The sequence below is a fragment of the Pseudomonas caspiana genome (assembly GCF_002158995.1).
GTDB lineage: Bacteria > Pseudomonadota > Gammaproteobacteria > Pseudomonadales > Pseudomonadaceae > Aquipseudomonas > Aquipseudomonas caspiana.
This window is the reverse complement of record NZ_LOHF01000027.1, coordinates 70146-83431: the sequence shown is the minus strand read 5'-3', so window position 1 is coordinate 83431 and position 13286 is coordinate 70146. Positions and strand designations below refer to the sequence as shown.

11 protein-coding genes are annotated in these 13286 nt (G+C 58.0%); 7 read left to right on the top strand and 4 right to left on the bottom strand.

Features of this window, described 5'->3' with window-relative positions; genetic code table 11:
* Positions 1-91 precede the first annotated feature (91 nt).
* Positions 92-3577 carry an indolepyruvate ferredoxin oxidoreductase family protein gene (locus tag AUC60_RS23980; RefSeq protein ID WP_087273548.1) on the bottom strand — a complete coding sequence of 1162 codons (3486 nt, stop codon included), beginning with the start codon at positions 3575-3577 and terminating at the stop codon, positions 92-94.
* Positions 3578-3759: 182 nt separating this feature from the next.
* Between AUC60_RS23980 and AUC60_RS23975 the strand changes: the two genes are divergently transcribed.
* The 3 genes from AUC60_RS23975 (at position 3760) to AUC60_RS23960 (ending at position 6647) form a co-directional block, all read left to right on the top strand.
* On the top strand, positions 3760-4227 hold the full coding sequence (locus tag AUC60_RS23975) for an Lrp/AsnC family transcriptional regulator (protein ID WP_087273546.1): 468 nt from the start codon (positions 3760-3762) through the stop codon (positions 4225-4227).
* 608 nt (positions 4228-4835) lie between these two features.
* Positions 4836-5396: a DUF4880 domain-containing protein gene (locus tag AUC60_RS23965; RefSeq protein ID WP_087273542.1), complete on the top strand. Its 561-nt coding sequence runs from the start codon at positions 4836-4838 to the stop codon at positions 5394-5396.
* A 111-nt stretch (positions 5397-5507) separates the two neighbouring features.
* Positions 5508-6647 carry a M14 family metallopeptidase gene (locus AUC60_RS23960; protein WP_087273540.1) on the top strand — a complete coding sequence of 380 codons (1140 nt, stop codon included), beginning with the start codon at positions 5508-5510 and terminating at the stop codon, positions 6645-6647.
* 169 nt (positions 6648-6816) lie between these two features.
* Here AUC60_RS23960 and AUC60_RS23955 read toward each other — a convergent pair whose 3' ends face one another.
* Together AUC60_RS23955 and AUC60_RS23950 are read right to left on the bottom strand one after the other, a co-directional pair.
* On the bottom strand, positions 6817-7356 hold the full coding sequence (locus tag AUC60_RS23955) for a cytochrome b (RefSeq protein WP_087273538.1): 540 nt from the start codon (positions 7354-7356) through the stop codon (positions 6817-6819).
* On the bottom strand, positions 7353-8450 hold the full coding sequence (locus AUC60_RS23950) for a catalase family peroxidase (RefSeq protein ID WP_087273536.1): 1098 nt from the start codon (positions 8448-8450) through the stop codon (positions 7353-7355). The genes AUC60_RS23955 and AUC60_RS23950 overlap by 4 nt, the downstream gene beginning before the upstream one ends.
* 174 nt (positions 8451-8624) lie before the next feature.
* On the opposite strand from AUC60_RS23950, the gene AUC60_RS23945 reads away from it, so the two are divergent.
* Positions 8625-9137 carry a sigma-70 family RNA polymerase sigma factor gene (locus AUC60_RS23945; RefSeq protein ID WP_087273556.1) on the top strand — a complete coding sequence of 171 codons (513 nt, stop codon included), beginning with the start codon at positions 8625-8627 and terminating at the stop codon, positions 9135-9137.
* Positions 9134-9892 (top strand): anti-sigma factor family protein, encoded by a 759-nt coding sequence (locus tag AUC60_RS23940; protein WP_087273533.1) that lies wholly within the window; start codon positions 9134-9136, stop codon positions 9890-9892. The genes AUC60_RS23945 and AUC60_RS23940 overlap by 4 nt, the downstream gene beginning before the upstream one ends.
* A 156-nt stretch (positions 9893-10048) precedes the next feature.
* On the opposite strand, the gene AUC60_RS23935 is transcribed toward AUC60_RS23940, so the two are convergent.
* Positions 10049-11254: an MFS transporter gene (locus tag AUC60_RS23935; RefSeq protein ID WP_087273531.1), complete on the bottom strand. Its 1206-nt coding sequence runs from the start codon at positions 11252-11254 to the stop codon at positions 10049-10051.
* Between the two features lie 106 nt (positions 11255-11360).
* On the opposite strand from AUC60_RS23935, the gene AUC60_RS23930 reads away from it, so the two are divergent.
* Together AUC60_RS23930 and AUC60_RS23925 are read left to right on the top strand one after the other, a co-directional pair.
* Positions 11361-11936, top strand: coding sequence for a TetR/AcrR family transcriptional regulator (locus AUC60_RS23930; RefSeq protein WP_087273529.1), 576 nt, complete (start codon positions 11361-11363; stop codon positions 11934-11936).
* 3 nt (positions 11937-11939) lie between these two features.
* Positions 11940-13232, top strand: coding sequence for a leucine-rich repeat-containing protein kinase family protein (locus AUC60_RS23925; RefSeq protein ID WP_087273527.1), 1293 nt, complete (start codon positions 11940-11942; stop codon positions 13230-13232).
* The last annotated feature ends 54 nt before the right edge of the window (positions 13233-13286 follow it).

Below are 13286 nucleotides of genomic sequence, written 5' to 3'. Positions count from 1 at the left end.
AGTCCGCCTCACGGGCAATCCCTGCTCCCACAAGTAAAGCAAGCAGCGCTGGCCCGTAACATCCACTCTGTAGCCAAAGGCTAAAAAAGACTCAAGCCACCACCTCAAACAACTTCGGCGCCGCTACTTCACCCGTCACCAGACTATGCCGTACCCGCTCGGCATGCAGCGCCGCAGCTTTCATGGCGCGTTCCTTGATGTGACCGTAGCCGCGAATCTTCTCTGGCAAGCGCGCCAGCTCCAGTGCAGTGTGACGATTCATGGCATTGAGATTGAGCAGGATCAATTCAACATCGCTGATGTAAGCATCGATCAACTCACGCTCCTGCTGACGTTCCAGACTACGCCCGAATGGATCAAAAGCTGTACCCCGCAAGAACCTCAGTTTCGCCAGCCCACCAAACGCCTTGAGCATCCAAGGCCCGAAACTGCGTTTACGAGGCTCTCCCGTCTGCTTGTCACGCTTGGCCAGCCAGGACGGCGCCAGATGAAACTCCAGCCGGTAATCACCTTCAAATTGCGCCCGCAACTGTCGAGTGAAATCACCGTTGCTGTAAAGCCGCGCTACTTCGTACTCGTCCTTGTACGCCAACACCTTGAACAGATTGAACGCCACTGCCTCAGTCAGCACCGACGATTGGCCGGGAAACAAGCGCGCCTCGGTTTGCCGAACGTTTTCCACCAGGCGCGTATAGCGTTCAGCGTAAGCAGCGTTCTGGTAATCGGTCAGCGCGGCAATATTGGCTTTGATGCGTTGCGCCATATCATCAGGTTGTGGCGTTTCAACGACTTGCTCCTGAGGATGAGCAATCGCTTGCACCGCGCCCAGATCATGCGCGGCACGCCGTCCCCACAGGAACGCCTGTTGATTGAGCTCTACCGCTACACCATTAAGTGCAATGGCTTTCTCGATCGCTGCCGAACTGAGCGGGATGAAGCCCAACTGGAAGGCATAACCCAGCATGAACAGGTTGCTGGCAATGGTATCGCCGAGCAAGCGAATCGCCAGATCCGTCGCTTCGATGAAGTGAGTCTTTTCCGCGCCAACCGCATCACGGATCGTCTGCTTCATCGCTTCACCGGGGAAAACTGCATCCGGGTTACGGGTGAATTCCGCTGTCGGCGTTTGCTGGCTGTTGACCACGGCATGAGAAAAGGTCGAGTTGAGTTTGGCGATCGCATCCGGCCCTGCTGCCACCAACAAGTCGCAGCCCAGCAGCAGATTGGCTTCGCCCGCCGGGATACGCACCGCAAACAGATCCTGCTGACGCGCAGCGATGCGGATGTGACTGACCACCGGACCAAACTTCTGCGCCAGACCGGCCTGATCCAGCACGCTGCAGCCCTTGCCTTCGATATTGGCCGCATAGCCCAGCATGGCACCCACAGTCGTTACGCCTGTACCGCCCACACCGGACAGCAAAATATTGAACGGCTTATCCAGACTCTGCGGGTGTGGTTCAGGCAAAGTCACGAAACTCTGTACCTGAGCAGGTAACGCTGGTTTGCGCAGTTTGCCGCCATGCACGGTGACGAAGCTCGGGCAGAAGCCCTCGATGCAACTGAAATCCTTGTTACAGGCGTTCTGGTCGATTTCGCGTTTACGGCCTTGGGCCGTCTCTTTGGGCAGTACGGAAAGACAGCCGGATTTGACGCCGCAATCGCCACAGCCTTCGCAGACAGCGGTGTTGATCAACGCACGTTTCTCCAGGTCTTTCATAGTGCCGCGTTTGCGCCGCCGACGTTTTTCCGTAGCGCAGGTCTGTTCATAGATAATCACCGAAACGCCCTGAAACTCACGTAACTCGCGCTGCACGCTATCCAGATCACGGCGGTGGTGAAAACTGGTGATCGGTGCGAACCCTTCACGGCTCGGGTATTTGTCAGGCTCATCGGACACCAGCGCAATACGCTGCACACCTTCGTTGAATACCTGACGACTTAACTGATCGACACGCAGCACGCCATCAATCGGCTGCCCGCCGGTCATGGCAACTGCGTCGTTGTAGAGGATTTTGTAAGTGATGTTGACGCCAGAGGCTACCGCCGCGCGCAGCGCCAGATGACCGGAATGGAAATAGGTCCCGTCGCCGAGGTTCTGGAACACATGGGGCGTGTTGGTAAACGGTGCCTGACCAATCCAGGTCACGCCCTCGCCGCCCATTTGCGTAAAGGTCTCGGTGGCCCGATCCATCCAGATGGTCATGTAATGGCAGCCGATCCCGGCCAGTGCGCGACTGCCTTCCGGAACACGGGTCGAGGTATTGTGCGGGCAACCCGAGCAGAAATGCGGGGTACGCTGGGTGTTGAACAACGGCGCTTGCAGGGCTTTCTCTTTGTCTGCCAGAAACTGCAGACGCGCGTCGATTCTCGCGCTGCTGTAAAACGGCGCAAGACGCTTGGCAATTACCCGAGCGATCATCGCAGGTGTCAGTTCACTGAGGTTCGGCAACAGTGAACGGCCCTCTTCGTCAAACTCGCCAACCACCACCGGACGGCGATCTACCGGCCAGTTATACAGCTGGCCAGTAAGCTGATCCTCGATCACGCTGCGCTTTTCTTCGACGACCAGAATCTCGTCCAGACCCTCGGCGAAGCCGTGGACCGATACCGGCTCCAGCGGCCAACTCATGCCGACCTTGAGCACCCGGATGCCGACCTGGGCACACAGCGATTCATCGATGCCCAGTTCCTCCAGCGCCTGGCGCACGTCCAGATAGGATTTACCGGTGGTGACGATGCCCAGCCTCGGCTGCGGCGAATCAATCACGACCTTGTTGAGCTGATTGGCACGGGCAAAGGCACGAGCTGCATAGATTTTGTAGGTGTTAAGCCGCGCTTCCTGAGCCAGTGGCGGATCCGGCCAACGAATGTGCAGGCCACCTTCAGGAATTTCGAAGTCTTCCGGAATTTGGGTAGTAATGCGCAGCGGATCAACTTCAACCACCGCGGATGAGTCGACGTTTTCGGCGATGGTTTTCATCGCCACCCAGCAACCGCTGTAGCGCGACAGTTCCCAGCCGATGATCCCGTAATCAAGAATTTCCTGAACGTTGCTCGGGTTGAGCACCGGAATCATCGATGCGATGAACGCATGTTCGCTCTGGTGAGCAATGGTCGACGACTTGCAGCCGTGGTCGTCCCCTGCCAACACCAATACACCGCCATTGGCTGCTACGCCCGCCGAGTTGGCGTGCTTGAACACGTCGCCGCAGCGGTCGACACCGGGGCCTTTGCCGTACCACAAGGCAAAAACACCGTCGTACTTGCCTTCGGGAAACAGATTGACCTGCTGGCTGCCCCACACCGCCGTCGCTGCCAACTCTTCGTTGACGCCCGGCTGGAAGTGGATTGCGTTCTGCTTCAGGTAATCCTTGGCATCCCACAGGCTCTTGTCGAGGTTGCCCAGAGGTGAGCCGCGATAGCCGGAAATGAAACCGGCAGTGTTCAACCCCCGCGCCTCATCGCGCTGCTTTTGCAGCATCGGCAGGCGTGTCAGGGCCTGGGTGCCGGTCAGGTACAAATTGCCGGTCGCGAGCCGGTACTTATCGTCAAGACGAATATCAGCCAAAGACATTCAGGCGCTCCTTTTATTTTTATGAGCTGTGTTATGGCGGCTAATTCGCTGGGCAGGTTCAACCCAGGCGATCACAAGCAAAATACTGCCTGTAGCAATGAGGCTTTTTCTTTCTAATTTGCCGTTTATCTGCTGAACTTCTGCATGTTCGTTTCTATAAAAATAAAAAAAGAGGTCAATTCATGCAGAACAAATTAAGCCCGATCGACCGCCGGATCCTGCGCCTGCTGCAACACAACGCCGATCTCTCGGCAGCCGAAATCGCCGAGCGCGTGGAGCTGTCGCAATCTCCTTGCTGGCGGCGCATCAACCGTCTTCAGGAAGAAGGCTATATCGAGCGCAAAGTCGCCCTGCTCAACCCGCAAAAACTCGGCCTGACCATGACAGTGTTTGTCGATGTGAAATTATCGGGGCACGGTCGGCGCTTTCTCGCCGAATTCGAAGAAGCGATCACCGGCTACCCCGAGGTGCTGGAGTGCTACACGATGGCGGGCGATATGGACTTCATGCTCAAGGTGGTGGCGCAGGACATCGCCAGTTATGAGCGCTTCCTGCGGGATCATCTGCTGCAGCAGCCTCACGTGCAGGAAGCCCACTCGAACATTGCCATGAGCGAAGTGAAACGCACGACAGAACTGCCGCTGGACTGACGGGCGTCAGGCGGGATCTGAATCATTTTTCTATGGGGACGATAAAAAGGTTTGACTTGCAAATGATAATGATTATTATTGCAAGCAACTGGCCGCAAGGTCAGTTGGATAACTCAGAAGTCTTAGGTCGGCTTCTGGATTATCTCCTCATCAGGCTAATCACGGTTTTTGACCCGGATTTTTTCCGGGTCTTTTTTTTAGTTTTGCGGTTCGTTTCTATTTTTTTGGTGTCACTGGTGATGCAAGGTTCGGGTGCTGCGTTCTTCAGGCTAATGAAGAGGGTGTCGTTTCTACGATGGCGCGGATCATAGCAAAAAGATCAGGGAGCGGGCCTGAGAGTTTCGCTTTCAAAGGCGCCCGGCAGAAGATAATCGGTAATTGAGCCGGCTTATCACTTGAGAATGGATCTCAAAATACAGTCATGTGGGACGGCAAGCACTGGACCTGTAGGAGCGCACGAGCACCGCGAGGCCGCGATGCCGCGATGGCGGTGTATCAGACAGCACGCCATCGCAGCCTTGCGGCGCTCGTGCGCTACTACAGAAAGCATTTAAAAAGCAGCACCTTGGCAAAGAAGTATTCATCAACATCAAGCGAGGCATTCGATCATGAGTATTCAACTCTCGTCCTTCCCCGCTGCACCTGCCCGGCAGCCAGATGTTCCGCTGAGCCAGCACGGTGAGAACCTGCGGCGCGGTCTGGTGAAGCTTTCCCGACGTACACAGCAGGTTTTTCTGCTCAGCCGACTCGACGGCCTGTCGTACACCGATATCGCCAGCCTGCTGGACATTGATGTTACTTGCGTCGAACAAGCCATGGCGCGCGTCCTGCAAACCAGCCGTCAGCAGATTGCTGTGGACGAGGCCATCGCTGCCGAGCCCGCGTGCCAACAAGCCAGTCGCTGGTATGTGCATCTGCAAAGTCCGCAGGCTACCGCCAGCCAACGTATCGAATTCCGTCACTGGCTGGACGCCGACCTGGCGCACCTTGCTGCGTTCGAAGGCACCGAGCGTTTGTGGCGACAACTGCAAGCCCCGGCTGCGTTGATGGGTGCAAGCGGCTGGCATCGCCGCAAACGCCGTAGCTATCTGTTCTGGTGCCTGGCGACTGCTTTTCTGTGCAGCTTGCTGGTTACGGCGGAGGCATTTGCATCGTTCGGTCACTTTTGAATCAAGAGTGACCGATTCTCACACCTTCACGTCGCAGCGACGCGCATTGCTCCGCGCCGGTTCCGTGTAAAGTAGCGCCACAACTGGCACTAACGTACACAGGATCAGACCGTGACCTCTCTCAAAATCAGCGCAGATTTCGATAGCGGCAATATCGAAGTGATAGACGCGAGCAACCCTGCACAGATTCAGCTGGCCATCCGCCCGGATACCCGCAGCCCGCACTTTCAGTGGTTTCACTTCAAGGTCGACGGCCTGCAGACGGGCCAGGTCCACCGGTTCAGCCTGACCAATGCCAGCCAATCCAGCTACAACAATGCCTGGACCGGCTACAACGCCGTGGCTTCCTACGATCACCAGACCTGGTTTCGCGTGCCCTCCACGTTCGACGGCAGCGCCCTGAATTTCAGCCTCACGCCCACTGGCGAGCATGTCTGGTTCGCCTATTTCGAACCCTACAGCCGCGAGCGCCATGACTGGCTCATAGGGCAGGCGCTGGAAAAGGCCGGCACCGAATTGCTCGCCACTGGCAAGAGCGTCGAAGGCCGTGATATTCCCCTGCTACGTCGCGGCAACGGAGCCGAGGGCAAGCGCAATATCTGGATCATTGCTCAGCAACATCCCGGCGAGCATATGGCCGAATGGTTCATGGAAGGCGTGATCGAGCGCTTGCAACAGCAGGATGACCCGGTGCTGAATGCCCTGCTGGAAGTCGCCGATCTGTACCTCGTACCGCACATGAATCCCGACGGTTCTTTTCACGGTCACTTGCGCACCAATGCCAATGGCAAAGACCTCAACCGTGCATGGCAGGACTCCACTCAGGAAACCAGCCCGGAGGTGTTCTTCGTCAAGGAGCAGATGGAAAAGTACGGCGTGGACATGTTCCTAGACGTGCATGGCGACGAAGAGATCCCTTATGTGTTCACCGCCGCCTGCGAAGGCAATCCGGGATACACGCCCAAACAGCAGCAACTGGAGGAGCATTTCCGCAGCCGTTTGAGTGAAATCACCCAGGATTTCCAGACCCGCTACGGCTATCAGCGTTCGCAGCCGGGCAAAGCCAACATGAACCTGGCATGCAACAGCGTCGGCGAGAAGTACAAATGCCTGTCGCTGACACTGGAAATGCCTTTCAAGGACAACGACGACGCCCCGAACCTGACCACCGGTTGGGACGGCAAGCGGTCCAAGCAGCTGGCCAAGGATGTCTTGACCACCCTGTCTGAAATGGCAACGGTACTACGCTGAAAACCCCCTGTAGGAGCGCACGAGCACCGCGATGGCGATTTTTCTGGAACACCGCTATCGCGGCCTCGCGGTGCTCGTGCGCTCCTACAGGTTTCACTTTATGCCGCGAGGCAGCACGGTGGCATAGACATCGGTGCCTCTGGTACATGAATGCAATGTTGCGACGCAGTTACCCTCGCCCCCGCAACATGCTCCCCAACACCTCATCACGCCGTACCCACGCATGAAACAGCGCCGCAGCGATGTGCATCAGCACGGTCAGGAACAGCGTGTATGCCAGCCATGTATGGGCCTGACGTAACAGCGCGAAGGTTCCTGCGTCAGCAGCGACAATCGACGGCAAACGCAGCGAGCTGCCGAGCATCACCGGATCTCCGGCGGCGGAAATCATCGCCCAGCCAATCAGTGGCATTGTCAGCATCAAAGCGTACAACACGTAATGGGACAGTTTTGCCGCCAGCACCTGCCAGCTCGGCAAGTCAGCCGGCAACGGCGGGGTCTGGCTGGACAGGCGCACGATGATGCGCAGAATCACCAGCACCAGAATCGCGATACCCAATGGTTTGTGCAGGTTGAGCAACCATTCATGACGCGCCGACACCGACGCCACCATGCCCGCGCCGATAAACAGCATGGCGATGATCATCAACGCCATCGACCAATGCAGCAGGCGCGCCATCAGGGAGAAGTGCTTGTTGGGAGCGGTCATGATTTTTTCTCCGGGACGGGCGCGGTTTTGGGGAGTTGCTCGACTTCAGCGGTACGCCGTTTGTAAGAAGTGGCGTAAGCAGCCGAACGCGCTGCCAACAGCGGATCGTCCGATCCACTGATGCCGGATGGCAGTACCAACGGGTCGTAGTTGATGTCGCGGCATGCGCCGCTCAACTGCGGCTGTTCGCTTTCCAGTACCAGAGTGCCTGCGTTCACCGTGCGACGATCAGCAGGCCACTGTTTGCTGGCGTCGTTGACCGGGTCATCAGCATTGGCCAGGGTCAGGATCAAATTGAAACGTAGCGGTCCTGCAGCCAGACGCGAGCCCAGATCTGGTTCGAGGTAGTCCTTGGTATCCGGCGCAGGCGCAGCTGATTCAGCCGCGTCGACAGGCACCATGTTCCAGCGCACAGCCTGACGTTTACCCTCGGCATTGATCAGATAGAACGCGTTGACGCTGTTGTAAGTGACCGTTGCGTAGCTGGCCGAAGGCTTGGCGGTTTTAACCCACGCCAGGAATGGCGCTGTTTCCGGATGACTGCCGAAGAACGCAGGTGGTTTTGCCGGGTCAGGCTTACCGGTTTTGGGGTCCGGTGCCGTGGCTTGCAGTAATTCATAGAACGCCTGTGGCGTACCCACAGGGAACACCGGCATGGCGTTCATCCCGGTGCGCCACTGCTGGCCATCTTTTTGGGTGAAACGCACGGCCAGACTGCGAATCGGGGCGGCACTGTCTGGCGAGTAGGGATTACCGGTTGGCAAGGCAAACCGGCCTTCCACCGGCGTGCGAGTCGCGGAAAAAACTTCAGCACGGGAAAGCCCGGCTGCCGCGCCGTTACTGTCGAAGTAACCTGCAACGCACACTCCTTTGGGGTGGTTGCGGCGATATCCGGGGAAGGTGCCGTTGTTGTGCTCCAGCGTATTGACCAGCTTGTCCGGGGTCAGGCGCTGTGGGTCGAGGTAACCACCGACGTAGGCAAAAGCGGTGGCGGCAACGAGTACCACCACGCCAATTCCGGCCAGGCGCAGGCCTGTTGCGGTGAGACTCAAGGGAGGTCTTTGCCTCTCAGGTAAAGGATCACGGTCGGTCATATGAAACTCCAGGTCATCGGCTATCACGATTTATGGGCCGTAGGACGAAGCCTGGAAGTGTTTATTCCATCCGCCGGAAAAAATTGCATAAATGGTGGAATATATCGCCGGGAGCATCGTCTGGCTGATCTCACGATTGCGAAGATCACCGTTGCTGACCAGAGAAAGCAGCCCATGAACGAACTCGATGGACCATTAAGGGAACTGATTCCACGAATGCGCCGGTTTGCCCTGTCGCTCACCCGCAATGCCAGCAGTGCTGACGACCTGGTTCAGGCCAGCCTGGAGAAAGCCCTGTCGGCCTGGAAAGGCAAGCGCCCGGAAGGCGATTTGCGCGCCTGGTTGTTCTCGATACTCTATCGCCAATTTCTGGACGCCCATCGGCGCTCGCGACGTTACAGCCGTATGCTGGAGCTTTTCACCGGCGGCGGCGAGGAAGATTACCAGCCTAGCGTAGAGCGCACCGTGGTTGCCCAATCAACCCTTGGTGCTTTTGAACGCCTGAACACCGAGCAGCGTGCCCTGCTGCTATGGATCTCAGTGGAAGGCTTGAGTTACAAGGAAGTCGCTACGATTCTCGACGTGCCCATTGGCACGGTAATGTCCCGTTTGTCCCGCGCTCGTCAGGCCCTTCGTCAGTTCAGCGATGGCGAAATCACGACCCCTTCTCTGCGGATATTGAAATGATCACCCTGCCCCCCAGCGAACTCGACCTGCACGCTTACGTGGATCATCAACTGAGCGAGGCCGACCGCCTGCGCCTGGAAACCTGGCTGGCGGCCCATCCGCAGGTCGCGCTGCAAGTCAAGGCCTGGCAAGAGGACGCAAAACGCTTGCGTGCGGCGCTAAGCGGCGATTTGCAGCGTGAGCCGAACCCCGAACTGGACCCCGCGTTTATCCGCCAGCGCCAGCGCCGTAATCGATATCGTCATCTGGCGACGGCAGCCATGTTAATGCTCGCCGTAGGTGTTGGCGGGTTCAGCGGCTGGCAAGCACGAGAGTTGACCCTTGCCAGCAGCATGCCGCCCATGGCTGATGCCTTGCAGGCCTACCGGATGTTCGCCGTGAACGACAACATGGCCAGCGACTGGAGCGCTGAAAAGACCAGCGACGCACAGAGCTGGCTAGACCGTCACTTCGCCCAGGCAAACCGCCTGCCCAATCTTGAGGCTGCGGGCTTCAAACCGGTCAGCGGACGCATGACAACCACCGAGCAAGGCGCTGCGGCGTTGGTGGTGTACAAGGACCCGGAAGGCCGCACCCTGAGTTTCTATATCCGCCCGCCTGGAGCAAAGAACCACATGCTGCCGCGCGGAACCCGACTGGACGGTGATCTGCAGGCCGACTACTGGTCTGGTTCCGGATACAACTATGCCATGGTCACCCCGACCAAAGACCCGGCCGCGCAACTGGCCCGCAAGGCGCTGCCCGGGGCTATCTGACTAATAGCTTCGGATTGAAAGGAAATTGCCGTTGGAGCGAGGCTTGCCCGCGAATCAGTCAATGCGGTGGGGCAATAAAACTGCGCCATCGTTCTTCGCAGGCAAACCTCCCTCCAACGGGTTATGCGATCGACCAGTGTCAGGTCCTGATCAGCGTCAAACAGAGCTCACCGCGGCCTTTCCCGCCACATGCTTGACGATTAACCCGGACAGCGCCAGTAGCGCCAGCACAATCACCACTCCACCGTAGGCATTGGTCGTCGCGATCAGCCCGAAGCTGTGGGCGCTCAGACCAGCAATCAACGCCGGGATGCAGAACGCCAGATAGCTGAGCACATAGAAAGCGGACATCAGACCCGCGCGCTCATGGGCGTGAGCCAACGGCAGCAACAACCGTAATGCGCCTAAAAAGCCCGAACCGAAGCCAACACCCGCGATGACCGAGCCGACGAAGAACAGCCACAGCCAGCCGGCATTGACCGCCGTAAGAATCACCGCAACACCGACTGGCAAGCAACTGGCACCGACCCAAAGCCCTTGCACCGCAGGCCGCGACCTTAAGGTGAAAATCCCCAGCGCGCCGCTGATAGTCAATGTGGCGACAGCCAGCCCGCCATTGATCGCAGAAGTGGTCCCCGTGGCAGCGGCCAGCAGCGACGGCGAAAGCGACAGAAAGAAACCGCCCAAAGACCAGGCGGCGATATCCACCGGCAACACCAGCCATAACGTGCGCCTGGCCTGAACAGGGACATGCAAAGAAGGCTTAAGAGAGCTCCAGGCGCCCGGCTGGGTGCTGACCGTTTCCGGAATGAACCAGACATAGATCGCTTGCCCGACAAACGCTGTCAGCAACAGGCAGTACGTCAGCAACATCGGCAGCGGCGCAAGCTCTACCAAAAGTCCAGTGCCCAGCGCGCCAAGGGCCATGCCGAACATGGGAGCGACACTGTTGATCAAAGGCCCCTTTGCTTCGTCGTTGTCCAGCAAGGCCGCGCCCAAGACACTGCCCGCCATGCCGGTTGCCAGTCCTTGAATCATCCTTGCCGCCAGTAACCAACCGACATCAACGGCAAAAATGAACAGCAGCATGGAGACACTCTCCAACAGCAACGCCGCAAAGATCACAGGACGTCTGCCCAGATAATCGGACAGCGATCCAACCATCAGTAACGCTACCAGCAACGTAAACGCATACACCGCAAAAATCAGCGTCAGCATCGCTGCAGAAAAACCCCAGCCCTGCTGATACAAATGGTAGAGCGGCGTCGGCGCACTGGACGCTGCGAAAAAACACAGCGTCGTCAATGCCAGGAACCCCAAGGCGCTGTTTCCCCGGTCAGGGTTCTGCAATAGACGGGACATGGGTACACTCTCCGATCAGGCACATCATTAAAGCTAAGGTTTAGCGTTTCCGGATTGTGCGAGCTGACGCAGCTTAAAGCAAATACTTTGTGTTAAGGTCCGCCTCATGGCTATAAAAGAAGGAATACGCACCGGCGGTCGCAGCGCCCGCGTGCAAGAATCAATTCACAGCGCGGTTCGTGACTTGCTCGGCGAACACGATCGTGCCGCCTTGAGCGTCCCGATGATCGCAGCACGTGCGGGCGTCACACCATCCACGATCTATCGCCGTTGGGGCGACCTGACCACATTATTGGCTGATGCTGCCGTGGAGCGCCTGCGCCCGGACGAACCCATTGATTGCGGCAACCTGCGTGACGATCTGCGCACGTGGACCGAGATGTATCTCGATGAAATGAATTCCGCGCCAGGCCGGGAGATGATGCGCGATGTCGTGGCCAGCAGTGCGGCGACGTGTTCGGGCAAATGTGCAGGCATCACCCGTGATCAGTTGCAGATCATCATCGACCGGGCTCTTGCCCGTGGCGAGGCCGCCCCCGATGCCAATGAGCTCATCGATATGGTGGTTGCCCCCATGATCTATCGCATCTTGTACGCAGAAGCGCCCCCCAGCCTTGAGCGCGTTCATGTGTGGGTCGAGCGTTGCCTCAGCCTCCCTGCTGACACTACGGGTCTTCGCTAATCCATGCATACACTCGCGGACCTGCGCAGTGGCAAACTGGCCGGTATCAAACGTTTGGACCTGTCTTGCGGGCTGAGCGAGTTTCCAGTGGAAATCTTCGACCTGGCTGATTCGCTGGAAGTCCTCAATCTAAGTGGTAACGCTCTGACCAGCTTGCCCGATGACCTGTATCGGTTATCACGCTTGAAGGTGCTGTTCTGTTCCGACAACCCTTTTACTGAGCTGCCTGCCGCGATAGGTCGTTGTGAGAGTTTGCAGATCGTCGGGTTCAAGGCTAACCAGATCTCGCACGTCGCGGCTGCTGCACTGCCGCCTCGGCTGCGCTGGCTGATCCTGACCGATAACCAGATAGAGCAATTGCCGCAAGCGCTGGGCGAGTGCCGGTCGCTGCAAAAATTGATGCTGGCCGGTAATCGCCTGACCAGCCTCCCCGCGAGTCTTGCCCAGTGTCATCAGCTTGAGCTTCTGCGCATCGCGGCCAACCAGCTGACCGAACTGCCGGACTGGCTGCTGCAACTCCCCTCGCTGGCTTGGCTGGCCTTTGCCGGTAATCCGCTCTGCGCCGCGCTTGAGTCAAAGCCTGTCCGGCAAATCCCGTGGGCAGAACTGAGTATTCAACAGCAACTGGGCGAAGGCGCTTCCGGGGTGATCCAGCAAGCCGTGTGGCAACCGCCACAGCAGGCGGCCAGAACTGTCGCCGTCAAACTATACAAAGGCACTGTGACCAGCGACGGCTCGCCGCTCAACGAAATGGCCGCATGCATCGCTGCGGGGACTCACCAGAATCTCATCAAGGTTGAAGGCCAGATATTCGATCATCCTCAATCATCCGCGGGATTGGTCATGCAACTGATTGAACCGAACTTCGTTAATCTGGCAGGTCCACCGAGTCTGGATTCCTGCTCCAGAGACGTTTACCCAACGGGTTTGCATCTGACCAGAGACACTACATGGCGACTGGCGAACGGCATCGCGTCAGTCACTGCGCACCTGCATCGAAACGGTATGACTCACGGCGACCTGTACGGCCATAACATTCTCTGGCACGACGACGGCGATTGCTTACTGGGAGATTTCGGCGCGGCGTCGTTTTATTCCACGCCGGCACAGAGCCATGCCCTGCAACGCATCGAAGCGCGGGCGTTCGGGATTTTGCTGGGTGAGTTGCTGGAACGCTGTTCCGAGCCTGTAGAGGATGCCTTGTGGGCACTGCAGACTAGCTGTGTTCAGCCAACGGTCAGTCAGCGACCGACGTTGCAGGAGATAGAGCAGAGACTGGGTCAAGCCTTGCAATAAGTGCTCGCTCTGCAGGGGATCACGAGCCCCCACAGAGAAAGCGTTTACGCGAGT